This is a genomic window from Sphingobium bisphenolivorans (assembly GCF_000412635.1).
Taxonomy (GTDB): domain Bacteria; phylum Pseudomonadota; class Alphaproteobacteria; order Sphingomonadales; family Sphingomonadaceae; genus Sphingobium; species Sphingobium bisphenolivorans.
The window spans coordinates 1-24,458 of sequence record NZ_ASTG01000021.1 but is presented as its reverse complement, the minus strand read 5'-3'; the positions used below and the strand labels follow the sequence as shown (position 1 = coordinate 24,458).

The following is a 24,458-nucleotide window of genomic DNA, read 5'->3' as shown; positions in this document are numbered from 1 at the left end:
GGCTATTCCGCCGCGAGCGTAACCTTGCCGCTCGCCTCCTGTCCGTTTGCTTCTATCGCCGGTTCGAGCAACCGTTCGATTGCTTCCTCGATCGTGAGTCCCTCGCGTACCCCCGCTTCGATCGCCGCGAAGGTGCGTGGGCTCGACGAATAGACCGCCGCCGAGAAGGGATCGAGCACGAGCCGGCCCAGCGCCAGCGTGTCAGGGCCTTTGATCAGAAGGTCGGAATATTCCGTGCCGTTGCGTTTCAATGATCGGAGCAGCGCGTCGGTATGGCTGTCCATGTCGAAACGGTCGTGTTTTTTGAAATCGGCGATGGTTTCCGGCTTCTGCTGAAGAATGACGAACCAATCGCTGTTCTCAAGCGCGGCCTTTGATCCGTCCGACTTGTAGTAGTCGTTCAATGACTGGGTCGCGGTGATGAGCGACGCGCCATATTTGCGGCATGTCCGGCTGTAGGTCTCGATGAAATCGGCCATCGCGCCGCCGCGCAGCATCTGCCAGGCTTCGTCGAGGAGCAGCGCCTTGGGGATCGCGCGGTCGATTCGGCGCATCGCCTGCGATGACATGAACATGATCGCGGTCAGCACGACCGAACGCAGTTCCTCGCGGGATGCAAGGTCGGAAAGCTCGAACACGGTGAAATCGGCCTCGAGACGGAAGCTCACGTCCCCGCTGAAGAAGCGGCCATAGGTGCCCGCGCTCGAAAATGGGCGCATGGCGATGGCGAGATCTCCGGCAAGCATGTTGCCGGTGGCATCGAGCGCGGCGATCACATCGTCGACGCTGCCCGCCCTGCCCTTCTCGTTCCAGATCTGGTTGACAGCGCCGTCGATCAGTCCCCGCTCGGTATCATTCAGCCGGTCCATATGGCGCGCCATCTGCGAGACGATCGCCTTCAGCATCGCCATGCAGTCGAGCAGATAATCCTCGTCCTCTTCCGCCCGCGTGCCGTCGATCATGGCAAAGGGATTGAGGCAGAAGCCGGACGACATGGTGAATTCGACGAAGGCACCGCCCTGGAGCCTTGCAGAGTGCTCAAAGGAACGTCCGTCGTCGATCACCACCACTTTCGCCCCGGCACCGCATAGCGATGCGCACAGTTCCTGAAGCGCAACCGATTTGCCTGAGCCCGACTTACCGAACACTGCGACATTATGATTGCCGGCGGCATTTTCGAACGGCGACCAGAAGAAGGGCTGTCCACGCCGGCCCACCAGCAGGAGATGCGGGATCGGACCGCCCAGATACTCGCCCTGCAAGGGCGCGAGATTGCAGGCCGTGGTCGTAAGCATCGTGCGCATGCGCTTCATGCGCTCGAGATCGCGTGAGAGACCATCGGCGAGTGTGATCGGCATGGCGCAGAGCAGGCCCATGATCTGCAGATAGCGATCGTCGTGAAGGTCCCAGCCTGCGGCGCGATAGACGGACTTCACTATTCTCTCATGGGCGTCGCCCTGCCCCTTGGGCGAGAACGACGTCAGCGAGTAGAAGCAGCGCACAAGCTTGCGGCCCTGTCGGAGCTCATCCTGGACATACTGCCATTCGCGCGACTGTTCGCGCAGCTGCGGCAGGAAGCGCGCCGATTTAGAATCGGCGAGGCTGGTGGTCCGCATGAACTTGTAGCCCGCCTTGCTCGCGGACGCCTGTTCGTCGGGATATTGAAGACAAAGCACGGTCGCAACCGGACAGGGCATCCGCAGCTTGTCCGTGAACAGGTCGCCGATTAGCCTCGCCACATCCCAGGGCGCCCAGCGGCTCGGCAGGTTGCGCACCGAGAAGGAGCGCAGGTCGAACGTGTCGGGATAGATTTCGCCGATCTCGGGCGCACCATCGACATCCGCACCCGTCGGACGGAAGCGCTCGGTACGCAGCAGGAGCCGGTCGGGCTCGATCCTGAGCTCGATGTCGCGCCGGACGGCCTGGTCGGCGATCGGGTCGAACGGACTGTAGCTGGTCGGATCGTCACCCGCTGCCGTTGTCGGAGACGTCATGTCGTCAATGAGCGCAATGAGTGCGACGGGATCGAGGACGCGGGTCGGCACATCGATCGACTGGAGCGTCGAGACGAGGCCCTCTCGTACCGAAACCAATGCGTCGGTCGTTACCGATGCAGTATCGGGGACGCTCACCGAAATCACGATACGGTGATTGCGAAGATGGAAGGGGGCATCGGCCGACAGCGACCGCCAGACGCCGGCGCTCAGATAATCGGCGCGGTGTCGTGCCATGCGCTCGTAGATGCCACGGGCCCGGTAGCGGGGCACGAACCATTGCGAAACCCGGTCCCCGATCCGGGGCGACATCCAGTGAAGGATCTGGACGCAGCATTGCGCTGGGATGGCCTCCGAGAGGAACTGGGTCAGGATCTCGGCCGTCCGCTCGTCTCCGCCGACCAGCGGCGCCGCCTCGATTGCAAAACCCCGCGACCCGCTGTTGAAGAACAGCGACGTTTTCTGGTCGAAACTGCGATAGGGCAACCAATGTGCGAGCATTGGGACTCCGTGACTGGGCGGGCGCGTATCGGGCTTGCCGTCCGCGCCAAGAACCCGCTCGACGATCCCGCTGAAAAGACCGGGTCCAGTCATCAATCTTCCTCCGGAGCGCCCGGCAATCCCGGCGCGCGTATGGGTACCGCGCCCGTAGCGCTGGCCTCGGGCGAAACGGCTTGCGAAGGAATGGAGGGGGACGGCTTCGAATCAGGGTCAGTATCGTGCTTGGGCCTTGCAAGCACCGCTTCGACTTTCGCGCGGACCTCTTCGACAGAAGTAGGTTGGCGCACAGCTTCCGTCGCGACCTGCCCCGGTATCTCGGCATCGGCGGCTGATAGGGTATTGCCGTACCGCAAGGGCGGAGCTGCCATCGCCGTGCCGGCGAGTGGTGCAGCGACGCGTGGTGTTGCACCACTTATGGCATCCGGGACGTGCGCCACCTCGCCTGCCGGCACCCAGTCTCCACTCTCGACGACGGTGTGAATCGCGCTCGCTTCATGGAGGCGGCCAAGGTCGTCGATATAGGACGGGAACATGATGCGCAGCACCTTTTCCCCGGAGCGGCGCTGCGGTGCGTTGACGGCTCTCGCCAGGGTGTTGCTGCACTGCCCACCGGCGCAGCGGGTGGCCGCCGGCTTGGCTTCTTCTGCGGTCTCTCCCACCAGCAGCGCGACTGCTGCATCATCGATGCGCGAGGTGGGCGCGCAGGTTCCGTCGGGCGCACGGCACGCGAAATTGCCCTTCACATTGCCGTTCAGTATCGAGCAGCCGCCAAGCAGGCCAAGCACCAGGATAGGCGCTGCCATGCGCGCCCGAAATGCGATCGATCGGCCTCGCATCACCGCGCTCCCTTCAACCAGGCGGCGAGCGCGTCTTTAGGGCGGTAGCCCTCGATCATCGCGCCGTCGCTGCGCACGATGACCGGTGTGCCTGCGATGCCGTTGGCGGCCGCGAACTTCTCGTTGGCATCAAGCCCCGAGGTATCGCAGTTCGCTGGTTCAAGCGTATCGCCGGCGTAGGCCCTGCGTAGTGCGCGGGCCGGGTCCTTCGCGCAGTAGACGCGCTCACTCAGCGCGCGGCTTCCAAGGATCGAGATCGGCCGTTCCACGACGCGAACATTGAGCTCGGAGAGTACGCTGCTGAGCGCCCGGCAATAGGCGCATGTGAAATCGCTGAACACGGTGACCGTCGGACCCGACATATTGCCCCAGATGATCGCTCCCGACTTGGGGAGCCCGGTGAGCGACAGGGCGCGGTCCGGCCGCGCGCGCATTGGCTCGCGCGCGGCCGCCGCTGGCGAAGCGACCGCGGGAGCTGGGAGATCTTCGCCATCGGAAGTCCCGCTGCTGGCCGCGCCGCCGAGCAGCATGGCAGGATTGAGTTCGAGGAGGCGCGCAGCCGTCAGATCCTGACGCGATTCCATGTCGTAGACACGGCCGATCACCAGATAGCGCGCGGACGCATCGACATAGAAGAGATTGCTGCCGGCAACGACCTCACAAAGGCCACCGATCCGTGCGCAGTCGACCTTGGTGATCTCCGTCTTGGGCAGCCGCGCCTTGAGGAGGGCTGTGACCTTGTTGCCATCGGGCCAGGCAATATCGTTCGCAAATGCGACGCCGACACCGGCAAGCAGCAATGCGCCGGCGACAAGTCCAGCGTGAATGGAATAGCGCCGTAGCGGGAACCGGGGCTCAGTTGCGGACATAGGCGCCCTCCAGGAAAACGATCTCGACATCGATGCCCGTCGGCATCTCGATTACCGGCTGATATTGTTCGGCACGCTCGATCAGATATTGCGAGACCATGTCGCCGGTTTGCGCGACCCCCTCGCCGAATCCGCCCTCAAGGATTTCTCCGGTTGAAAGCCGCTGGCGTTTACCATCCGTCGAAATGTTGGTTCCGGAGAGAAGGGAACTCGTATTGGCGCTGAAGCCGCGGCCGAACCCACCGACCAGCCCGGCGAGAAACGCCTGGGTGACAAGGGAGCCTTCCCGGCTCACGACACGTCCGCGTACGCCGGTCTTTCCAGCGAAGGCGATGAAACCCTTTACTTCGGACACAGCGACACGGCCGCCAGGCTGCTCGCAGGTCATTTTCTGGAGTTTCACGTAGACTTTCTCGGACGAAAGATCGCCGCGCGCCGCGCCATTGACCAGGCAGCCCTCAATCCGTGTCGTCAGCACACGTCCGTTCTGGACGACCGAACGTGCCGGGCCCGTGATGCGCAGGACTACCGGGAGCGGATCGGTCTGGCTGTTGACGCCAGCACCTGCATCGACGCCGACGATGACACGCGCCGAAGCGAAGCTGTTCGGCGGCAGATAGTCGGGACTGTCCGAATAGACCGTGTTGCCGCGCTCGACGCGCGCGGCTCCGCCTGTCTCAAAGGCCACCACCTTCACCTGAGACACAGGCGTGGCGGCAAGAGCCGCAGTTCCGGGAGGCTGCTGATAGGTGCCCGGCGAACCCGAACCGTACATCGCTGCGGGTCCAGGCGCGGGCGTCACTGGGGGGGCGGCCCTTGCCGCGTTTACTTGCGCGCGCAGCTGTTCGTTTTCCTGCTGATAGGCGCTGAGCACCCGCTGGCCGTCGGCGGCCATCGACTGGTTCTGGCTCTGGAGGGCTGATACCTGCTGTGCGAGCTGGTCAATCCGCTGCTGCTGCATCCCAACCGACTTCAGCTGGTTTTCGGTGGACTGGAAACGGTTTTCCGAGGCGGCCATCCATTCGCGCTCGGATATGTTGCGATTGACCATATCATCGGTGGCAATCTTTACGTCCTGCGCGCCGGAGGTTTCGGCGTCGGGCGTGTCACCATCGTCAAAGATCCAGAAGGCCGACGCGATCAGAAGGACACCGGAAGCGCCGCCCAACAGCAGGCGCTGCCTGCGGCGCACGGCCTCGTTGCCCGCAAGATCGTCACCAACCGGAGAAATGTCCGCGGCGTCGAGCGGCTTGCGCTCGCGTGAGAAAAGCGTGCGCAGGTTCATGGCCGTTCCCCGGTACGAGTGACGAGATAGGCAGTGGTCACCTGGCCGGGCGCCAGGCGCGGCTCGGCGACCGAAACGGCAACCGCACTCGCAGGCGCTATCGTTGCGCCGTCGAGTTCGACCGTCTCCTTTCCGCGATTTTCGATCCGCAGCACCCGGCCGTTGAGTTCGGCGCCGCGATACTCCGCGATCATCTGCACCCGCAGCGTGCCGACCTGCACCGGACTGCGCACCGACTGGCGCATCTGGTAGCCGTAGATGACCGATTGCGAATACATCGCTTGCACCAGAGCCGCAGCCTCTTCGCGCGGTTCCACGCGGGCACGCGTCGCGGCAGGAGCGCGCTCGCTCGCGATCGCCGGGTTGGAGATGAAGACCTGGACGGCATCCTCGCCTGCGATGCGGCAGACGAGCTTGTAGACATAGCCGCGCTTCGATGTGGCGAAGAAGGAGAGCGAGGGCCGCGAATAGCCTTCGGGAACCGAGAGATAGATATCGCCGCGCACCGGTTCGTTGACCACAGTGAAATCTTCGGCGGGATTGCCCGTCGAGACCTTCGAGACCGAGGCGAACTGGTCTTCCACGAGGCTGATGCGGGTGAGATCGCGCGACGATGCCGCACAATCGACCCGCGACCCGTCGGCCGCCATCACCGTCTGATCTGCCCATGCTGGCCCGGTAAAGGCCAGGCTCGCGCCGATCGCCAGCAGCACGGCACCTGCTCCGCGGCTCATCAGGCACCAGGACCGCGATGAAAGTGCAGTGCCTGCCGCAAGCGTGCCGATCGCCCACATGACCATCAGCTCTTCTCCCCCGGCTTGTCGGTGACCATGCCGAAGCCGACCAGCTTGAGGCTGAGTCCGGTATAGTCCCAGGTGTAACGGAACCGCCGGTTCTCGACCGAGATGACTCGGTTGCCGACGATCGTCTGCAACTCGCCTGCCACTTCGGAAACCAGCGCTTTGGGATCGACCTTCATCGACTGGATCGTGAAGGTTTGCGAAATACTCGAGCCGCGTTGCTCGTCGAGGATCTTCAGGAGTTCGCCCTTGACCGCGCCTTGCGAGCCGGGATGAGTGACCTCGAGTACCTCGTTCATCCAGTATTCGAGGTTACGTGGGCTGCGATTCAACGTGAGCACGGCGACGTCGCGCGTGATCATCTCTAGATAGTCCTTCGACACCCCGGCGCTGCTCACGGTCAGATTCGAGCGCAGGACGGGCTGGAGCACGATCTCGCGGTCGCGGGTCGAAGCGATGAGGAAGAGCACGATGACGAGGGCGCCGAGAAGCAGCGTGGCGAGCGCAAGGAGGTTGCGCTGCCTGAGTACGCGCTGGCCTTGGGCGTGGCTGTAGCCGAGCTCCATGTCAGCCCGCCATCAGCCGAAGGTAGGAGGGTGGTGTCGCCCGGAGACCCAGGAAGCCTGCCGGCAAATACCAGTAAGCCAGATGGATCAGCCAGGAGGCCGCGCGTCCGGACTTCGCCTTTCTCAACCCCCACCAGCCAGCAAACGCCAGAAATAGACCGATAAGGATATGCTGGGTCAGGACGCCCCACGCGAAGGGAATGACCATCGCGAGGAACTCGTCCAGCGTCCAGAGCCCGATCAATTCGGGATCATCCAGATGCGCCGGAATGACGTAAGTGTCGGCCGCCATACACCACCCCCCTGTTGACCGGCGCGCCGCGGCTGACGGCGACCGGCAACGGCTGTCAGTTGATCAGATCGTTGCGGTGACCGTGGAGGTGACGATCGGAATACCGGTGCCGGCACCGACGCCCACGCCGACCGGGATAGCCACCTGGCCGAGGCTGAAGCGCCCGGAAGCCAGGCCAACGATGCCGCCGGCAAGCGAAAGCACGGTGATGATCTTGCCGCCCGAGCCTTCGAGGAAGTCGGTGAACTTGGTCAGAGCCGTGTTGAAGGTCGTGTCGGCACCTGCATAGGCGGTGCTCGCCCAGAAGAACGTGAAGAGCACCAGCGCGAGCACCAGCAGGACGAACTCGGCGTGGCCTGATTTCTTGATTGCGGTCTCGGTCATATCGATCCCTTTCGAGGCATTGGGAGAGGCATGTTCGCCGCGCCCTCCATGAAGACTTGCGAGGATCGTGCACCGACGACAGCATCGGTTGCCGGAGAAGCGGACTTTCTTCCGATTTTGCGATGAATCGTTAATACTGTCCCGATATACCGGACATGGGGTAAGTGTGAGCGGGACAGATCGGTGAGCTTTTTGGGACAAGCTGTCCGGGATTTAGGGACACCGGCGAATCGGGTAATCTACTCTAATATGAGTCGCTTCGCCGGGACGGCCGATCGCTCGGCCAACTCCGTGACGGAAGCGTCCATTTCGGAGGGAAGCTGACGATGCCGGGCCGTTCTCGCAGCTATGCGCTCAATATATCGGCGGAGCTTTTCAAGCTCACCACCGAGAGCATAAGGCTGCATTCGAATGAAACGCTTCGCTACCAGACGCTCGCCCAGCTCCTGACGAAGCGTATCAACAACCCAGCGATAACCGATAGTCTCGATCCCGAGCAATTGCGCCAATACCTCGATGATCTGCCCACCCGCGGAAACGTTCGCATCCATCTCAATATCTCTCGGACCAGCGCGGATTCGCTGGTGGAAATCAAGAAACATCTCTCCCGCGAAATCGGTGGCAATTTGACCATCAGCGACGCGATCGCGCTCTTGATTTGCGACTACTTGGTCAAACAGAGTGCAACGCGCGTTCTTCCAAAAATCGGCCTTGGCGACTCGGGCCGTTCTGAGTCGCCCAAAAAATGATTGCCCTTCGCCGAACGTGAATCGCAATGCCAACGGCCGTAACTGGTGTCGTTGCGAAAGCCCGCTGCACCTTGCGAGAATCAGCAATTTATGATTTTGTTAGGAAGTTCTGACGGCGCGGCGAGGGGACCACGCATGTCCTCAACGGACGACCCGGATCACACAGCGATCGACACGAGAACGGCCGACGGTCGGAATGGATATGTTGAACTGATCCTTCGCATGATGCGTGTTCATCGGGTCAGCTTGCGCACGCTTGAGCGCCGAACAGGTATCGGGAAATCAAGGCTCGGACTGCTTCTGCACAGCGATCCGGCGCGCCGCCCGTCCATAACCTTCGACGAACTGAAGGCGCTATTCGCCGCACTCGACATTGACGTGTTTGAAGCTGTCATCTGCGTGGAGGCTTTCAACGATATCGACGTGCTCGATGCGCCGCGCCATCGCTCGGTAATCGCCTTGTTGCGAGTGGTGTTCCGCTATCTCCCAGTTGAGCTCCTTGCCGCGCTTGAAGAGTTTGACCACATTGATGGCTCCGATGTCCGCCCGGAATGGGCGGCCGGACTGCAGCGTGCTGTGGTCAGGAGATTGGTAAGCGAAATCACACGGATTGCAGCCGAGCGCGCGATCGGATGGGATCGCGAAATCTGACGAATGCTAGAAGATCTGTAGTGAGGCCACTCGCGCTGGCCTGGTTGGCACAATTGAGACCGCCGGGGAGCCAGCGAAGTCGCCAATCGCAAGAACCTGATGGCGGCCAGCCAGACGAGCCCACTTGTCCAGGACGTTGCGGACATAGGCTTTCGTCTCGGCGATCGGTGGGATTTGTCCGCCCTTTACACGTCCTGGTCCCGCATTATAGGCAGCAAGCGCAAGATGCACCTTGCCGAACCGGTCGAGCTGCGCGCGAAGATAACGCGCACCGCCGCGCAGGTTCTGGACCGGATCATAGCGGTCGACACCAAGATCCCCTGCTGTTCCTGGCATGAGTTGTGTAAGTCCATAAGCTTGCTTTGAGGAGATTGCTCTCGGATTGTAGGCGCTTTCGGTCAGGACCAATGCATCGAAAAGGCCGACGGGAATCCCAGCATCACAAGCCGCCGCACTCATCGCTGTGTAAGCGGCGCGACGACGATCCTCGATGTCGTGTGCTAGGAAGCCCACTGGGCGGTATGGAACGGTTATGCAGTCCGACGGGATATAGCGCCCCTCTTCCGGCCACATGGAAAGCAGGGGCGGCCTCATCCATGCTGGTACTGCGATATCGGAAAAAGGGGCGAGTGCATCCCGCCGTATCACGTCTCCACCCTCCACAGCCAACGCGCCGAAGCTTGCCAGCATGGCATCACTGGTCCGCGTCCTCGTGAGATCGAGCAGGTGAAAACCGCCTGCAGCGGTAGTCTGCTGTGAATTTTCTTCCTGTTCCTGCATTTCGTCGGCCGCGCTCGGACCCATGCGGACGATCTCAACGATACGCGTTGATCCGCCGCTGGCGAGCGCGGGAGCGGGAAGCGCAAGCGCGGCTATCACCGCCGGGATTATATGTTTCATCATATGGGAGAACCCTGTTTCGTCGGCGTGCCAGAGACAATGCTCGTGCTCACGGCAAGACTGTCAACCCCAGGGCATCGCGGGCTATCTGGGGACCGAGTGGTTATCCGCCAATAGAGGCTTCGGCGATGAAATAGAGCGCCTGGGTGGCACCAACCCAGGCTTCGACACGGATGAGAGGGTCAGAATCGGCGGCATCCTCGGGGAGATCCGCCTCCGCCCAATGGTCGTCGACATAGCGAACGAGCGCCTCCAGCGCCGCACTGTCGCTATCATGAAGCGAAAGATACTCGCGCTCCTGACGGGAGATGAACAAGAGGATGTGGCTCATCTGCGAGCTACGCCATAAAGAAAGGTGTCATCCGAGGTCTCGGAAGCCGCACCTGTCTTGGCTACATCGCCAATCATGGGTTCACCCAATCCTGGCCACGGGTTTCTACTGCTATCAGCGCGCATGCTCACCCGACTGGCTTTGACACAGTAATCTAATGGTCTGATCCCCGTGCGCACCCTCAAGCTATCGTAGGTCTGAATTTCGCAATTCGCGTATTTTCGTGTACGTTTGAAAACTTACTATGCTCGGCTTCATTCAATTCGCTAAGGCGGAGCGGGCATCTATCAGTGGCGGAGCAGATGCTTGGCACTATGGGATAGGTGCGATAGCATCTGCTCGCGAGCTTGATTTGGGCTGGATACCGATGGCGACGATGACATGGCTGTATTCGCTCGCCGCGACCTTGCCGTCCTTCCCCTTGATCTTCGCGCTGACGCCCTGGGCGCCGGCCTTGAGCTCTTCCACGCCGGCACCCGTCTGGATCGCGATGCCCTGCTTGGTAAGCGCCTTTTCGAGGAAGGCAGACACATCCTCCACCGGCACGATCCGGTCGAGCACTCGACCACGGTAACTTCGGCGCCCATATCGTTGTAGAAGCTGGCGAATTCGATGCCGATCGCGCCCGAGCCGATCACCAGCAGCTTGGTCGGCATTTCCGGTGGGACCATCGCATGGCGATAGGTCCACACCCGCTTGCCATCCGCCGGGGCGAACAGCAGGTCACGCGCCCGCACGCCGGTGGCGACGATAATGTGCTTCGCGCTGAGGGTTTCCGTGCCCTTCTCGCCCTTCACTTCCAGCGTGGTGGCGGTTTTCAGCGTCCCTTCGCCGATATGCACCGCGATCTTGTTCTTCTTCATCAGATGTGTGATGCCCTGGTTGAGCTGCTTCGCCACGCCCCGGCTGCGCTTCACCACCGCATCGAGATCTGCGCTGATCTTCTCCGCCGCCAGCCCGTAATCCTTGGCATGTTGCATGTAATGGAAGATCTCCGCCGAACGCAGCAGCGCCTTGGTGGGGATGCAGCCCCAGTTGAGGCAGATACCGCCCAGCAGCTCCCGCTCCACGATCGCGGCTTTGAGACCGAGCTGGCTCGCCCGGATCGCCGCCACATAGCCGCCGGGGCCGGAACCGAGAACGATGACGTCGTAGCTTTCGGACATTGAACCCTCCGATTGATCGTATTCGGGGCTCAGGCCAACAGACCCAGGGGCTTTTCCACCAGCTCGCGGAAAGCGGTCATGAGCTGGGCGCCATCCGCACCATCGATGGCGCGATGGTCGAAGCTGCCGGTGACGGACATGACGGTGGCGACACCGAGCTGGCCATCCTCCAACACCCAGGGCCGCTTCTCGCCCGCACCGATGGCCATGATCATGCCCTGCGGCGGGTTGATCACCGCTTCGAACTGCTTGATCCCCATCATGCCCATATTGGAAAGGCTGGCGGTTCCGCCCTGATATTCGTGCGGTTGCAGCTTTCCGTCCTTGGCCCGGGCGGCGAGATCGCCGATCTCGGCCGATATCTGGGCCAGCCCCTTGGCCGAGGGATCGGTGACGATCGGGGTGATGAGCCCGCCGGGAATGCTGACGGCCACCGAAATATCCGCGCGCTTGTACTGGCGCATGACATCGCCCGCGAAGGACACGTTGCAGGCCGGAACCTGCATCAGGGCCAAGCCCAACGCCTTGATCAGCATATCGTTGACCGAAAGCTTGACCCCGCGCGACGTCAAGGCGTCGTTGAGTTCCGCACGCAGTTTGAGTAGTGCATCGAGACGCACGTCCACGGTCAGGTAGATGTGCGGCACCTGCTGCTTCGATTCGGTCAGACGGCGCGCAATCACCTTGCGCATGCTGGACAGCTTCACATCCTCAAACGGAATGCCGAAATCGGGCACAGCTTCGGTCAGCGGCCTGGAAACGGCCTGCGCTTCGGCGGCAGGAGCGCCCGGCCTCGTCGCTTCGACGTCGGCCTTCACGATCCGGCCATTGGGGCCGCTGCCCTTCACTGCCGCAAGATCGACGCCTTTCTGCTCGGCGATGCGCCGCGCGAGCGGCGAGGCGACGATCCGGTCGCCTTTCTGCGCCGGTGCGGCTGCGGCTTTCGAAGCGGGTGCGGGCGTTGGGGCAGGAGCGGGTTCGGATTGCGCCTCGGCTTTCGTTTCCTTGGGGGCTGGCTTTTCCTTGGCTTTCGGTGCCGGAGCAGCGGCTTCCTCGCCTTCTTCCCCCAGCGTGGCGATCACCGTGCCGACCTTCACGTCTTCGCTGCCTTCGGGAATGGCGATGGACAGGATCGTGCCCTCGTCCACCGCTTCGAATTCCATTGTCGCCTTGTCGGTTTCGATTTCCGCCAGGATATCGCCTGCCGAGACCGTATCGCCTTCCTTGACCAGCCACTTGGCCAGAGTGCCTTGCTCCATGGTGGGAGAGAGCGCGGGCATCTTGATATCGATCGGCATTTGGGAACTCCGGAATCTTCAACGGTAACAGACTTTTTTCACCGCCTCGATGACATCCCCAGCCTTGAGGAGTGCTGCCTTTTCCAGGTTTGCGGCATAAGGCAGCGGCACATCCTCGTTGGTCACGCGCTGCACGGGTGCATCGAGATCATCGAACCCGTCCTCCATAGCGATCGCGGAAATCTCGGACGCGATCGAGCACACCGGCCAGCCTTCCTCGACCACCACCATGCGGTTGGTCTTTTTTAGGCTTTCCAGCACAGTTGCCTTGTCGAGCGGACGCAGCGTGCGCAGGTCGATGACTTCCGCCTCGATCCCATCGCTCGCTAGCGTCTCGGCGGCCTCCAGAGCGATCCCCACCCCTATAGAGTAGGATACGAGCGTCACGTCCCTGCCCTTTCGGACGATCCGCGCCTTGCCGATCGGCAGGACCCAGTCCTCCAGCTTCGGCACGTCGAAGACCCGGCCGTATGTCAGTTCGTTCTCGAGGAAAACCACTGGATCCTCGGACCGGATCGCAGCCTTGAGAAGCCCCTTGGCGTCAGCCGCGTCATAGGGTGCGATGACGATCAATCCAGGCACATTAGCGTACCAAGGGGCATAGTTCTGGCTGTGCTGCGCACCGACGCGGCTCGCCGCGCCATTGGGGCCGCGAAACACGATGGGGCAGCGCATCTGGCCGCCCGACATGTAGTTGGTCTTGGCAGCCGAATTTATGATGTGGTCGATCGCCTGCATGGCGAAGTTGAAGGTCATGAACTCCACGATGGGGCGTAGGCCGCCCATCGCCGCGCCGGTGCCGACGCCGGCAAAGCCGTATTCCGTGATCGGCGTGTCGATGACGCGCCGGTCGCCGAACTCGTCCAACAGGCCCTGCGTCACCTTGTAGGCACCCTGATATTGCGCCACTTCCTCGCCCATCACGAAAACGCGGTCGTCGGCCCGCATCTCCTCGGCCATCGCGTCGCGCAGCGCCTCGCGCACGGTGGTCTTGACCATCTCGGTGCCCGCGGGGATGTCCGGATCGGCGACGGTCGCCTGCGTCGGCGACACCACAAGCTGCTGGCCGCGGTTCTCCGCTCTTTGGGTTCCCGCGGATTCGGGTTTGGGTACGTCTCGCTTCTCCTCGTCGGCCGAAGCAGTTTCCGCGCCTTCTTCTGCGCCCTCGCCGGCGATCAGCGCGATTACCTCGCCCACCTTCACCCCGTCGGTGCCCTCAGCGACGACGATCTTCGCGACCGTGCCTTCGTCGACCGCCTCGAACTCCATCGTCGCCTTGTCGGTCTCGATCTCGGCCAGGATGTCGCCGGATTTAACCACGTCGCCTTCCGTGACCAGCCACTTGGTGAGCGTGCCTTCCTCCATGGTGGGAGAAAGCGCGGGCATCTTCAGTTCAATCGCCATCAATACTGTTCCACCAGCACGTCGGTATATAGTTCGAAAAGCTCCGGCTCCGGCGCCTGCTCGGCGAAATCGGCAGCGTCCTGCACGATCCGGCGAATGTCCTTCTCCAGCGTCTTCAGTTCGTCCTCGGAAACGCCGGCCGCCTCCAACTCTTTCTTGAGAAGCTCAATGGGGTCGGACTTTTCGCGCACCGCCTGCACCTCCTCGCGCGAGCGGTATTTGGCGGGATCAGACATGGAATGGCCGCGATAGCGGTAAGTCTTCAGTTCCAGGAGCACCGGCCCCTTGCCTCCCCGCACTCGTTCAAGCGCCACCTTGGCAGCGCCGTGCACCGCGAGCACGTCCATGCCGTCGACTTGCATCCCGGGGATGCGGAAGCTCTCGCCCCGGCGATACAACTGGTCCTCAGCTGAGGCGCGGTTGACGCTGGTGCCCATGGCGTACTGGTTGTTCTCGATCACGAAGATGATCGGCAGCTTCCATAGCTCGGCCATGTTGAAGCTCTCGTACACCTGGCCCTGGTTGGCCGCGCCGTCGCCAAAATAGGCCAGGCAGACTCCGCCATCCCCGGTATATTTGTGCTTGAACGCCAAACCGGTGCCGAGACTGACCTGCGCGCCGACTATGCCATGGCCGCCGTAGAAGCCATGCTCGACCGAGAACATGTGCATCGAGCCACCCTTGCCGCGCGAGATGCCGGCGGCACGACCGGTCAATTCGGCCATGATCACCTTCGGGTCGATGCCGTAAGCGAGCATGTGGCCATGATCGCGATAGCCGGTGATGACGCTGTCCTTGCCCACCGTCATCGCCGACTGGAGGCCAACCGCCACCGCTTCCTGTCCGATATAGAGATGGCAGAAGCCGCCGATGAGGCCGAGGCCGTAAAGCTGGCCGGCTCTTTCCTCGAAGCGCCGGATGAGGATCATCTGACGATAAAGATCGATCATTTCCTCTTTGCTTGCCTGGTAGCGTGCAACAGGCGGGAGATCTTCCTGGTTGGACGACGAGGGCGACGGGAGGAAATTCTTGCGAGATCGGCGTCGTGCAGGTTTTTCGTCGGTTGACTGAAGTTCAGACACAGGGATTTCTTCTCCTATGGTGCTCGCAGGCGGATTGGCGGACAATTGGACACCGTCTCGGTTCGATGGCCTTGCCGCAAAACGACGACCTTCCTCGAGAAGCGAAATCTAATTGAAATCTTCCGAATCCATGGTCTTTTGCATCGCGTCTGGATAGCGAGGGCCTGCCACCGTCCGCTGGTTGATCAGCCCGTCCAGCTCGTCGAGAACGGCCTGATCGGGACGCCAGCCCGGCCGCCCAATATTTTCCCCGAGATGTTCCAGCTTGGAAGTGCCGGGAATGGCGTGAACATGCTCTCCCCGCGAGAGGACCCACGCCAGCGCCAACTGGGCTGGCGATACCCCTTGTCTGGCGGCGACGAGATTGAAGCTTTCCGCCAGCGAGAGATTTATGGGCCAGTTCTGGGCACTGAAGCGCGGATGACCGCGGCGGATATCGTGCTCGCCGAGCGTGGATGGATCGCGCACGCCGTTGGCGAAGACGCCACGCCCAAGCGGTGAAAAAGCGACGAGGGCAACGCCAAGCTCGCGCGATGCGGACAGCATGGCGATCTCAGGATTGCGGGTCCACAGCGAGTATTCAACCTGCACGGCCGCCACCGGATGCACTGCGTGGGCTGTGCGGAGCGTTTCGGCGCTCATCTCCGAGAGGCCGTAACCGCCGATCTTGCCCTCGCGAACGAGTTCACCCATCGCGCCCGCCCATTCCTCGATTGGGACGGTGAAATCGCGACGGTGCAGGTAGTAGAGGTCGATAAAGTCGGTCCGGAGCGCCTTCAGGCTTTCTTCGCAGCTGCGCCTGATCGTTGCGGGGCTGCAATCGACCCAGCGTTTGGTCCCTTCGGCGAATAGCCCGGTCTTTGATGCGAGGAAGAACTCCGCGCGCCGTCCTTTCAGCGCCTCGCCAAGCAGCGTCTCGTTACCGCCATTCGCGTAAAGCCGCGCGGTGTCGAGATGCTCGTAGCCAAGGTCGAGCGCCCGATTGAGCAACCGCGCGGAGTCCTCCTGTGTTGGCGGTGCCGCATAGGCCCAGCTAAGGTTCATGCAGCCGAGGCCGATCGGCGAGATCGACCGGCCCACCAATGGTCGTTTCACGACCATCCGTCTCGCTTTTCAAAGCTGTCGGCGAGTTCTCCGAGCACACGATAGCAATCAAAAACCTGCCCGACCGAGCTGTTCGGCTCGCGCCCTTCGCGGATCGCTGCGATGAATTCGCGATCCTGCAGCTCAATCCCGTTCATGGAGACGTCGACATTCGAGACGTCGATCGCCTCCTCTCTGCCGTTCACCAGATCATCGTATCGCGCGATGTAGGTGCCGTTGTCACAGATATATCGAAAATAGGTGCCAAGCGGCCCATCGTTGTTGAAACTCAGCGAAAGGGTGCAGAGCGCGCCCGTCTCGCTCTTGAGCTGGATCGACATGTCCATGGCGATGCCCAGTTCGGGGTGGACCGGTCCCTGCATGGCATGGGCCTCGACGATCTTTCCCGCCTGATAGGCGAACAGGTCGACCGTATGCGCGGCATGGTGCCACAGCAGATGGTCCGTCCAGCTGCGGGGTTCGCCCTTGGCGTTGATGTTCGTGCGGCGGAAGAAATAGGTCTGAACATCCATCTGCTGGACGTTCAGCTCCCCTGCCCTGATACGCTTATGCACATATTGATGCGACGGGTTGAAGCGGCGCGTGTGCCCGACCATGCAAACGAGGCCGGTTTCCTTCTGTTTCGCCAGCACCGCTTGCGCATCGGCCCAACTGTCGGCCAGCGGAATCTCCACCTCGACATGCTTGCCCGCCTCCATGCAGGCAATGGCCTGCGCGGCGTGCATCTGCGTCGGCGTGGCCAGGATGACAGCGTCGACATCATCGCGAGCCAAAGTTTCATCCAGATCCGTCGTGACGTGACCGATGCCGTATTTCTCGGCGACCACCCTGGTTGGCGCGAGCTCACGACCGACGAGCGAGGTAACGGTGACGCCGTCGATATTCTTCAGGCCGTCGAGGTGCTTTTCACCAAAGGCGCCGGCACCGGCCATGGCAATGCGCATGAGAGGTCTCCTTGTCAGGGGTCAGGCCGCGGGCTCGAGTACCAGATGCCCGACCGCGGTGTTGGAAGCAGGAACATGGTAATGGCGGTGCAACGGCCGGACCTTGCGCCCCAGCGCGCCCCGCATGATCAGCCACATCACCATTTCGATGCCTTCCGACCCGGTTTCGCGCAGGTATTCGATATGCGAGATGGCGCGTAGCGCTTCGCCGTCATCCTCGCTCATTAGGTCGAGGAAGCGATTGTCCCATTCGGGGTTGATGAGCCCCGCACGCGGACCCTGCAGCTGGTGGCTCATGCCGCCCGTGCCCCAGACCTGCACGTTCAGATCCTCGGGGAAGCTTTCCACCGCCCGGGCAATCGCTTCGCCCAGCAGCCAGCAGCGATTGCCGGAGGGCGGCGGATAGGTGACCACGTTCACCGCGAGCGGAATGACCTTCACCGGCCATGCTTCAGGCTGGCCGAACAGCAGGCTCAGAGGCACAGTCAAGCCATGATCGACATCCATCTCATTGATGATCGTCATGTCGAACTCGTCGAGGATCAGGCTCTGCGCGATATGCCAGGCAAGGTCGGCATGGCCTTCCACATCCGGCACCGGACGCGGCCCCCAGCCCTCGTCGCAAATCCCGAAGCGATCCGCGCAACCGATGGCGAAGGTCGGGATGATCTTCATGTCGAAGGCGCTCGCGTGATCGTTGTAGACCAGGATCACGACATCGGGCTTTTCCCGCGCGATCCATTGTTTCGACCACTCATAGCCGGCAAACACCGGTTGCCAGTAGGGCTCAGCGGCCTTGCCATTGTCGATCGCCGCGCCGATGGCGGGAATATGGCTGGTCGTCAGCCCGGCGGTGATACGAGCCATCAGCGCTTCTCCTTTATGGAACGGACCCCTTCGGGCGAGCGGCCGCCTGCAAGCATCATTGCCTGATACTCGTCGACGCTCATGCCGGTCATGGTGCTGACCGCCTGGACGAAGGAAAGTCCGTCCGTCGAGAAGACCTTGGCCAGGAAATAGATGTTCGCGCCCAGGTCGAGCATGCGATTATAGTCGCGGTCGAGAATCGCCTGGCGCTGCTCCTCGGTCATCGGCCATTCGTCCAGATAGGCGCGTTCGTCGACCTTCCAGCGCTCCCGGTTTTCCGCCTTCATCAGGCTCATCGCGAACTGGTTCATCCAGTAACCCTTGCGCGCGCGCTTGGCCGTATAGACCCGGGTTCCGGGAATATCGTCGAACTCGGCGAGATAGGTGTGAATGTCCGTGCTCATAGCCCCCTCTCCTTCAACTGTCGGTCGAGCCTCGGGAAAACACGGCGCGCATTGCCTTCGAAGATCGCGTGGCGCTCCGCCTCGTTGATCTCGAGCGCGTCGATGTAACGCTTGGTGTCATCGAAGTAATGGCCGGTGGTCGGGTCGATTCCCCGCACCGCACCCACCATCTCGCTGCCGAACAGGATGTTCTTGTTCTCGATCACGTCCGCCATCAGGTCGATGCCCGGCTGGTGATAGACGCAGGTGTCGAAGAAGATGTTGTTCATCAGATGGGTGTCGAGCGACGGCTTCTTCAGCATGTCGGCGAGGCCCCGGTAGCGGCCCCAATGATAGGGCACCGCGCCGCCGCCATGCGGGATGATGAGGCGCAGGGTCGGGAAGTCCTTGAACAGGTCCCCTTCCAGCAATTGCATGAAGGCCACCGTGTCGGCCGCGATGTAATAGCCGCCCGTGGCGTGCATCGCCGGGTTGCAGCTTCCCGAGACGTGGATCATCGCCGGCACGTCCAGCTCCACCATCTTCTCGTAGAACGGATACCAGTAGCGGTCGGTCAGCGGCGGATGGGTGAAGTGACCGCCGCCCGGATCGGGGTTCAGGTTGCAGCCAATGAAGCCCAACTCCGTCACGCAACGTTCCAGCTCGGCGATCGAGTTGGCCATGTCTGCCTTGGGGCTCTGCGGCAGCATGCACACGCCGACGAAGGTTTCGGGGAACAGGCCGACCACGCGGGCGATCAGGTCGTTGCAGCGGATCGCCCATTCCTTCGCCACTGCCTCGTCGCCGACATGCGGCGCCATGGCCGAGGCGCGGGGAGAGAAGATGGTGAGGTCCGCGCCACGCTCCTTGATGAGGCGGAGCTGGTTCGCCTCGATCGTCTCGCGAATCTCATCGTCGGAAATATCGGGATAGGGCGGACAGGGCGTTCCGGCCTTGAATGCGGCCTTCTGTTCTTCGCGCCAGGCGTCGTGCCCCTTGGGAAGCACCGTGTAATGGCCGTGGCAGTCGATAATCAGCGTCATGCGGCATTTGCCTTTCCGTCCTTGTCCATCTCGCTTGCGATGCGGTCGATCTTGGCCGTCAGGCCCTCGGGCGGCATGACAATGTCGAGCAGGCCGATGCGCCGGTGCAGCGCGATGGCTGCCTGGGTCATTCCGCTGCCCGTGCCCAAGGCATCCAGCGTGGCGGCCACCTCCTCCATCTCCGCGGCGCGGCGCAGGCCGTGGATCATCATTCGGTCGAGATTATAGTCGGCCTTGGTTTCCCAGTCGGGGCCGAGCGAACCGAGCACTTCCGCGGTGACTCCGGCTTCCTCCGCCGCCAGAACGCATTCGGCGGTCAGCGCCTCGATACCCTTGACCATTACCGAGCGGATCATCTTAATTGCGGAGGCCTGACCGATCTCCTCGCCCACCACCCGGATGTTGGTGAAGCCAAGCCCTGCGAGGGCGGTTGCCGCCTGATCCGCTGCCGCCCCACTCAGCAGCAGCGGCGCGCCGAGCCTCCCCGGCTCGACGGGAGACATGATTGCTACGTCGACATAACGACCGCCGGCGCCTTCGACCGCCTCAGCAGCGCTCCGCTTGGTAGCAGGCGCAACACTGTTCATGTCGCAGAAAATGGCGCCGCTCTCGATTAGCGGCGCGACCGCGCGTGCGGCGGCCAGTGCCTGATCGGCCGTGACCAGAGACAGCACCAGCCTCGCGCCTGCGACCGCCTCGGCCAGCGTATTGCATCCCCTGATGCCCGCTACCGCATAGTCGACGCGCTTGTCGTTCGCGTGGACCGGGTCATCGGTCGCCACATCGAAGACGCGCGCGGAGGCAAACCACAGTCCAGCTTTCGCAAAGCTGCGGCCTGCTTCTCCAAAACCAATGACGGTGACGCCATGCTGATCCATGGGCCAACTCTAGTGCCGACGCCAGCGGCGCGGCCAATCGGATTGGCTCTCGTTTCATTAGAATTTACGAAGTCTCGTGATCGCCTAGCAATCTGGCCTGTCCCTCGATCAGGTTGATCATCGTGGCCTGGGCTGGCGTGGGGCGCCAATCCGCGCGGAGCGTAAGGCCGATGGTGCGTGACGGGAGCGATGCCGCGCTCTCTATCTTCACGAGCCAACCTGCTTCGAGTTCTACGCTGACCTGGTCGGGAGACAGCAAGGTCAGGAAATCGCTTTCAATAAGAATCTGCCTCACCATCATCACGGATCCGCATTCGATGGGAACGCGAGGGGGCTCTACGCCCGCTGTCTCGAATATCGACCGCCAATGGTTCCGCAGCGGCGTGCCTGCGGCCGCGACAATCCAGGGGAAGCGCGCCAGGTCGGCGATAGTTGGCGCTTCCGCTGCTCTTGCGAGCGGATGATGGGCTGCGGCAAGAACAATAAGCGGATCGTCGAACAAGGCCGTTTGCGTGATGTCCGCCGAAACCCGCGGCCTGACGGCGCCGACCATCATGTCGATCTCACCGTCATGCAGAGGCCCCGCAAGCTCAGCGTAGGATCCCTCGACAACCACCACGTCTATGTCGGACTTAACGCGATGAAAGGCCGCGATCGCGCTGGGCAGGACGCGGGCGCGTGACAGTGGCATCGCCCCGATCGTGATCCGTCCGGTCTCCTGTCCCCGCAGAGCCGCCAATTCCACGTCGGCCGAACGCAGTTCCGCCAGCGCCAACCGGAAGTTACGGGCAAGCGCAAACCCCCGCGCCGTGAGAACTACCCCCCTTCCCCGCCGCTCGACGAGGGTCTGTCCTAAGGCAAGCGAAAGATCGCTGACGGCACGGTGCACCGACGCCTCGCTCAAATCCATGGCCGTGGCCGCGCCCGCGTAGCCGCCGGCGCGCGCGAGCGCGAGGAAAGCGGACACCTGCGCTGCGGTAGCCCGCGCTTGTCCCACGAGCCGCATGATCGGCGCGGCGCGATATGCCAGAAGCTCCGCCGCCGGCGTGGGTATCATCTGGCCAGGTTGCCGCTCGAACAGCGACGCTTCGAACCGCCGCTCGAGCTTTGCGATGCCCTGCGTGACGGCGGGCTGCGTAAGATGGACGGCGCGTGCGGCGGCCGTGACGCTGCCCGTCTCCATGATCGCAAGGAAAGCGCGCAGGTGGCGGAGATTGACGTTGAACCGTTCCATGGACGTGACTTAGCAAATTCTTATCAGACAGGCATAGAACCCATTTGCGGCTTGGCGCGCCATGGGGTCATTCTTTCGACTGTTCTGTCAAAGGAGAAACACCTTGTCCGGTATCGTCGTTCAGTCGATCGAGCGTGCGGAAGCATCCGTGGTTGACGGTCTGGCCCTGTGCGGGGTTGCGACCGTCCATGAGGCGCAGGGCCGCACCGGGCTGATGGCGCCGCATATGCGTCCCATTTACGCAGGCGCGCGCATCGCGGGCAGCGCGGTCACCATCTCGGCGCCCCCGGGCGATAACTGGATGGTGCATGTCGCGATCGAGCAGCTTCAGGCGGGGGACGTTCTCGTGCTGGCGCCGACCAGCCCCTGCACCGACGGCTATTTCGGCGACCTGCTGGCGACCTCGGCGCAGGCGCGGGGCTGCCGCGGCCTCATCATCGACGCCGGCGTGCGCGACGTGCGCGATCTCACCCAGATGAACTTCCCGGTCTGGTCAAAGGCGGTTCATGCGCAGGGCACGGTCAAGGCGACGCTGGGTTCAGTAAACGTCCCGGTGGTCTGCGCCAATGCTCTGGTCAATCCCGGAGACGTCGTCATCGCCGACGACGACGGCGTGTGCGTCGTGCCGCGAGCCGATGCCGCCGCAGTATTGAAAATGGCCCAGACGCGCGAAGCCAATGAGGAGGCCAAACGTCAGCGGCTCGCCTCGGGCGAGCTCGGTCTAGACATATACGAGATGCGCGGCCGCCTTGCCGAGATGGGGCTGAAATATGTCTGACGGCACGCACGTCATGTGGATGCGCGGCGGCACCTCGAAGGGCGGCTATTTCCTGAAGGAAGATTTGCCCGCCGAGACCGCCGCGCGCGACGCGCTGCTGCTGCGGATCATGGGGTCCCCTGATCCGCAGCAGATCGACGGCATGGGCGGCGCCGATCCGCTGACCAGCAAGGTCGCAGTGGTCGGCAAATCGGCGCGCGAGGGCGTCGACGTCGATTATCTCTTCCTGCAGGTATTCGTCGACCAGGCGATCGTCACCGATGCGCAGAATTGCGGCAACATCCTTGCCGGGATTGGCCCATTCGCGATCGAACGCGGGCTCGTCCCCGCGCAGGACGGCGAAACCAAGGTCACCATCTTCATGGAGAATACCGGCCAGATCGCGGTCGCGACCGTGTGCACGCCGGGTGGCAAGGTCACCTATGCAGGCAAGGCGCGCATCGACGGCGTGCCGGGCACCCATGCGCCGGTGCCGTTGGAATTCCGCGACACCGCCGGTTCGTCCTGCGGCGCGCTGCTGCCGACCGGCAACGCCTCTGACGAGGTGAACGGCGTGTGCGTCACGCTGATCGACAATGGCATGCCCTGCGTGGTGATGAAGGCCGAAGATGTCGGCGCCACTGGCTATGAAAGCCGGGAGGAACTCGACAATGCAGCCGACCTCAAGGCGAGGATTGAGGCGATCCGCCTTGCCGTGGGCGAGCGCATGAACCTCGGCGACGTCCGGGAAAAGTCGGTGCCGAAGATGATGCTGGTCGCCCCGCCGCGCGAGGGCGGCGCCGTCACCGTGCGCAGCTTCATTCCGCACCGCGCCCATGCGTCGGTCGGCGTGCTGGGCGCGGTCAGCGTCGCCACCGCTTGCCTGATCGAAGGCTCGCCCGCCGCCGAGGTCGCCTCGATCCCCGAAGGGCAGCGCAAGACCCTTTCGGTCGAGCATCCCACCGGCGAGATGACCTGCGTCATGGATTTGGACGAAGCGGGACAGGTCAAGACCGCCGCGCTGCTCCGCACCGCGCGCAAACTGATGGACGGAGAGATTTTCTGATATGAGCGACACGCAGGACCGTATCATCAGCTGGCACCCCAGCCCGTCCAGACCTGCCTACACCCCTCCGCCTGGCGCAGTGGACGCCCATTGCCATGTCTTCGGACCGATGGCCGATTTCCCGTTCAGCGCGAAAGCGAAATATCTGCCTGGAGATGCCGGGCCGGACATGCTGTTTGCCCTACGGGACCGCTTGGGCTTTTCGCGCAACGTGATCGTGCAGGCCAGTTGTCACGGAACCGACAATAGCGCGACGCTGAACGCGATCGCCAGGTCGGAGGGCAAGGCCCGCGGCGTCGCCGTGGTCGATCCCGCGATTTCCGACGCGGAGCTGGAAAGGCTGCACGAAGGCGGCATTCGCGGCGTGCGGTTCAATTTCCTCAAGCGCCTCGTCGACGACGCGCCAAAGGACAGGTTTCTGGAGGTAGCGCAGCGCATTAAGGGGCTGGGCTGGCATGTCGTCATCTATTTCGAAGCGGACATTCTTGAAGAGCTTCGCCCTTTCCTCGATGCGATCCCTACCTTGATCGTGGTCGACCATATGGGGCGGCCGAATGTGGCGCCGGGACCGGAGGGACCCGATATGCTCGCCTTGCGCGGGCTGCTCGACAGTCGCGAGGATATCTGGACGAAAGTGACATGCCCCGACAGGCTTGATCCCAACGGGCCACCATGGAATGACTTCGCGCGCGCCGTCCGCCCTCTGGTGGAGGATTATCCGGATCGGGTGCTGTGGGGCACCGACTGGCCGCATCCGAACATGCAGGATGCCATCCCGGACGATGGCGCGCTGGTCGACATCATCCCTCGTATCGCCCCGACGGTTGATCTGCAGCGCCGCCTGCTGGTGGACAATCCGATGAGGCTCTACTGGCCGGATTGACGCTTCTCGAAGTCTTGCCATTCACAAAGATGAATGGATAGGCAAAGGAGCCTGAGGCCCTCAGCTATGCAAACGCGATCGCGTGAATGCACTCCATCGGCTGCTTACCCGGACCGATCCCGTCAAAGTCATCAACGAATTGGCCCCTGTGCATTGTAGGGACACAGATTCACGGTAGGCATCGACGTCAG

At 62.6% G+C, this 24,458-nt stretch carries 25 protein-coding genes and 1 pseudogene; 5 read left to right on the top strand and 21 right to left on the bottom strand.

Annotated elements, in window-relative coordinates; translation table 11 throughout:
* Window positions 1–2: 2 nt before the first annotated feature.
* The 8 genes from traC to L858_RS0115255 form a co-directional block, all read right to left on the bottom strand.
* Entirely contained in the window at window positions 3–2,588 is a 2,586-nt protein-coding gene (gene traC / locus L858_RS20280; RefSeq protein WP_022684031.1) for a type IV secretion system protein TraC, read from the bottom strand.
* Entirely contained in the window at window positions 2,588–3,331 is a 744-nt protein-coding gene (locus tag L858_RS21030) for a TraV family lipoprotein (protein ID WP_022684030.1), read from the bottom strand. The genes traC and L858_RS21030 overlap by 1 nt, the downstream gene beginning before the upstream one ends.
* Window positions 3,331–4,200 carry a DsbC family protein gene (locus tag L858_RS0115280; protein ID WP_022684029.1) on the bottom strand — a complete coding sequence of 290 codons (870 nt, stop codon included), beginning with the start codon at window positions 4,198–4,200 and terminating at the stop codon, window positions 3,331–3,333. The genes L858_RS21030 and L858_RS0115280 overlap by 1 nt, the downstream gene beginning before the upstream one ends.
* Complete coding sequence (locus tag L858_RS0115275) at window positions 4,187–5,485, bottom strand: TrbI/VirB10 family protein (protein WP_022684028.1); 1,299 nt, start codon at window positions 5,483–5,485, stop codon at window positions 4,187–4,189. Before L858_RS0115275 ends, L858_RS0115280 begins: the two co-directional genes overlap by 14 nt.
* Window positions 5,482–6,285 (bottom strand): type-F conjugative transfer system secretin TraK, encoded by an 804-nt coding sequence (locus L858_RS0115270; RefSeq protein ID WP_022684027.1) that lies wholly within the window; start codon window positions 6,283–6,285, stop codon window positions 5,482–5,484. Before L858_RS0115270 ends, L858_RS0115275 begins: the two co-directional genes overlap by 4 nt.
* Window positions 6,285–6,851 carry a type IV conjugative transfer system protein TraE gene (locus tag L858_RS0115265; protein WP_022684026.1) on the bottom strand — a complete coding sequence of 189 codons (567 nt, stop codon included), beginning with the start codon at window positions 6,849–6,851 and terminating at the stop codon, window positions 6,285–6,287. Before L858_RS0115265 ends, L858_RS0115270 begins: the two co-directional genes overlap by 1 nt.
* A 1-nt stretch (window position 6,852) precedes the next feature.
* Window positions 6,853–7,143, bottom strand: coding sequence for a type IV conjugative transfer system protein TraL (gene traL, locus L858_RS0115260; protein ID WP_006960957.1), 291 nt, complete (start codon window positions 7,141–7,143; stop codon window positions 6,853–6,855).
* A gap of 63 nt (window positions 7,144–7,206) precedes the next feature.
* On the bottom strand, window positions 7,207–7,527 hold the full coding sequence (locus L858_RS0115255; protein ID WP_022684025.1) for a TrbC/VirB2 family protein: 321 nt from the start codon (window positions 7,525–7,527) through the stop codon (window positions 7,207–7,209).
* Between the two features lie 326 nt (window positions 7,528–7,853).
* On the opposite strand from L858_RS0115255, the gene L858_RS20270 reads away from it, so the two are divergent.
* On the top strand, window positions 7,854–8,276 hold the full coding sequence (locus L858_RS20270; RefSeq protein WP_022684024.1) for a hypothetical protein: 423 nt from the start codon (window positions 7,854–7,856) through the stop codon (window positions 8,274–8,276).
* A gap of 135 nt (window positions 8,277–8,411) precedes the next feature.
* Window positions 8,412–8,927: a helix-turn-helix domain-containing protein gene (locus L858_RS0115245; RefSeq protein ID WP_022684023.1), complete on the top strand. Its 516-nt coding sequence runs from the start codon at window positions 8,412–8,414 to the stop codon at window positions 8,925–8,927.
* A 6-nt stretch (window positions 8,928–8,933) separates the two neighbouring features.
* Here the strand turns inward: L858_RS0115245 and L858_RS21025 are convergent, their stop codons facing one another.
* The 13 genes and pseudogenes from L858_RS21025 to L858_RS0115180 form a co-directional block, all read right to left on the bottom strand.
* Window positions 8,934–9,830, bottom strand: coding sequence for a lytic transglycosylase domain-containing protein (locus L858_RS21025; protein WP_022684022.1), 897 nt, complete (start codon window positions 9,828–9,830; stop codon window positions 8,934–8,936).
* Between the two features lie 100 nt (window positions 9,831–9,930).
* On the bottom strand, window positions 9,931–10,158 hold the full coding sequence (locus tag L858_RS0115235) for a hypothetical protein (RefSeq protein WP_022684021.1): 228 nt from the start codon (window positions 10,156–10,158) through the stop codon (window positions 9,931–9,933).
* Window positions 10,159–10,506: 348 nt separating this feature from the next.
* Window positions 10,507–11,324 (bottom strand): annotated as a pseudogene (locus tag L858_RS20260) (FAD-dependent oxidoreductase); the annotation flags it as partial.
* Window positions 11,325–11,353: 29 nt separating this feature from the next.
* Window positions 11,354–12,622 carry a pyruvate dehydrogenase complex dihydrolipoamide acetyltransferase gene (locus L858_RS0115225; protein ID WP_022684020.1) on the bottom strand — a complete coding sequence of 423 codons (1,269 nt, stop codon included), beginning with the start codon at window positions 12,620–12,622 and terminating at the stop codon, window positions 11,354–11,356.
* Between the two features lie 18 nt (window positions 12,623–12,640).
* The gene (locus L858_RS0115220; protein ID WP_022684019.1) at window positions 12,641–14,026 is read right to left on the bottom strand and encodes a pyruvate dehydrogenase complex E1 component subunit beta; all 1,386 of its coding nucleotides are present in this window, start codon (window positions 14,024–14,026) and stop codon (window positions 12,641–12,643) included.
* Window positions 14,026–15,114, bottom strand: a complete 1,089-nt coding sequence (pdhA, locus tag L858_RS0115215) for a pyruvate dehydrogenase (acetyl-transferring) E1 component subunit alpha (RefSeq protein ID WP_420801836.1) — start codon at window positions 15,112–15,114, stop codon at window positions 14,026–14,028. Before pdhA ends, L858_RS0115220 begins: the two co-directional genes overlap by 1 nt.
* 102 nt (window positions 15,115–15,216) lie before the next feature.
* Window positions 15,217–16,209 carry an aldo/keto reductase gene (locus L858_RS0115210; protein ID WP_022684017.1) on the bottom strand — a complete coding sequence of 331 codons (993 nt, stop codon included), beginning with the start codon at window positions 16,207–16,209 and terminating at the stop codon, window positions 15,217–15,219.
* Window positions 16,200–17,156, bottom strand: a complete 957-nt coding sequence (locus L858_RS0115205) for a Gfo/Idh/MocA family oxidoreductase (protein ID WP_022684016.1) — start codon at window positions 17,154–17,156, stop codon at window positions 16,200–16,202. The genes L858_RS0115210 and L858_RS0115205 overlap by 10 nt, the downstream gene beginning before the upstream one ends.
* 21 nt (window positions 17,157–17,177) lie before the next feature.
* Window positions 17,178–18,023: a class III extradiol dioxygenase subunit beta gene (locus tag L858_RS0115200; RefSeq protein WP_022684015.1), complete on the bottom strand. Its 846-nt coding sequence runs from the start codon at window positions 18,021–18,023 to the stop codon at window positions 17,178–17,180.
* Window positions 18,023–18,427: a protocatechuate 4,5-dioxygenase subunit alpha gene (ligA, locus tag L858_RS0115195; RefSeq protein ID WP_022684014.1), complete on the bottom strand. Its 405-nt coding sequence runs from the start codon at window positions 18,425–18,427 to the stop codon at window positions 18,023–18,025. The genes L858_RS0115200 and ligA overlap by 1 nt, the downstream gene beginning before the upstream one ends.
* Complete coding sequence (locus L858_RS0115190; RefSeq protein WP_022684013.1) at window positions 18,424–19,449, bottom strand: amidohydrolase family protein; 1,026 nt, start codon at window positions 19,447–19,449, stop codon at window positions 18,424–18,426. The genes ligA and L858_RS0115190 overlap by 4 nt, the downstream gene beginning before the upstream one ends.
* Entirely contained in the window at window positions 19,446–20,327 is an 882-nt protein-coding gene (locus L858_RS0115185) for an NAD(P)-dependent oxidoreductase (protein WP_022684012.1), read from the bottom strand. Before L858_RS0115185 ends, L858_RS0115190 begins: the two co-directional genes overlap by 4 nt.
* A 64-nt stretch (window positions 20,328–20,391) precedes the next feature.
* Entirely contained in the window at window positions 20,392–21,561 is a 1,170-nt protein-coding gene (locus L858_RS0115180) for a LysR family transcriptional regulator (protein WP_022684011.1), read from the bottom strand.
* Window positions 21,562–21,664: 103 nt separating this feature from the next.
* Here L858_RS0115180 and ligK point away from each other — a divergent pair, with 103 nt between their 5' ends.
* Genes ligK through L858_RS0115165 form a run of 3 tightly spaced genes read left to right on the top strand, consistent with a single transcriptional unit; the run spans window position 21,665 to window position 24,267 of the window.
* Window positions 21,665–22,339, top strand: coding sequence for a 4-carboxy-4-hydroxy-2-oxoadipate aldolase/oxaloacetate decarboxylase (gene ligK / locus L858_RS0115175; RefSeq protein WP_022684010.1), 675 nt, complete (start codon window positions 21,665–21,667; stop codon window positions 22,337–22,339).
* The gene (locus L858_RS0115170; RefSeq protein ID WP_022684009.1) at window positions 22,332–23,384 is read left to right on the top strand and encodes a 4-oxalomesaconate tautomerase; all 1,053 of its coding nucleotides are present in this window, start codon (window positions 22,332–22,334) and stop codon (window positions 23,382–23,384) included. Before ligK ends, L858_RS0115170 begins: the two co-directional genes overlap by 8 nt.
* Window position 23,385: 1 nt before the next feature.
* A complete protein-coding gene (locus tag L858_RS0115165) occupies window positions 23,386–24,267 on the top strand; it encodes an amidohydrolase family protein (protein WP_022684008.1) in 882 nt (293 codons plus the stop codon).
* The last annotated feature ends 191 nt before the right edge of the window (window positions 24,268–24,458 follow it).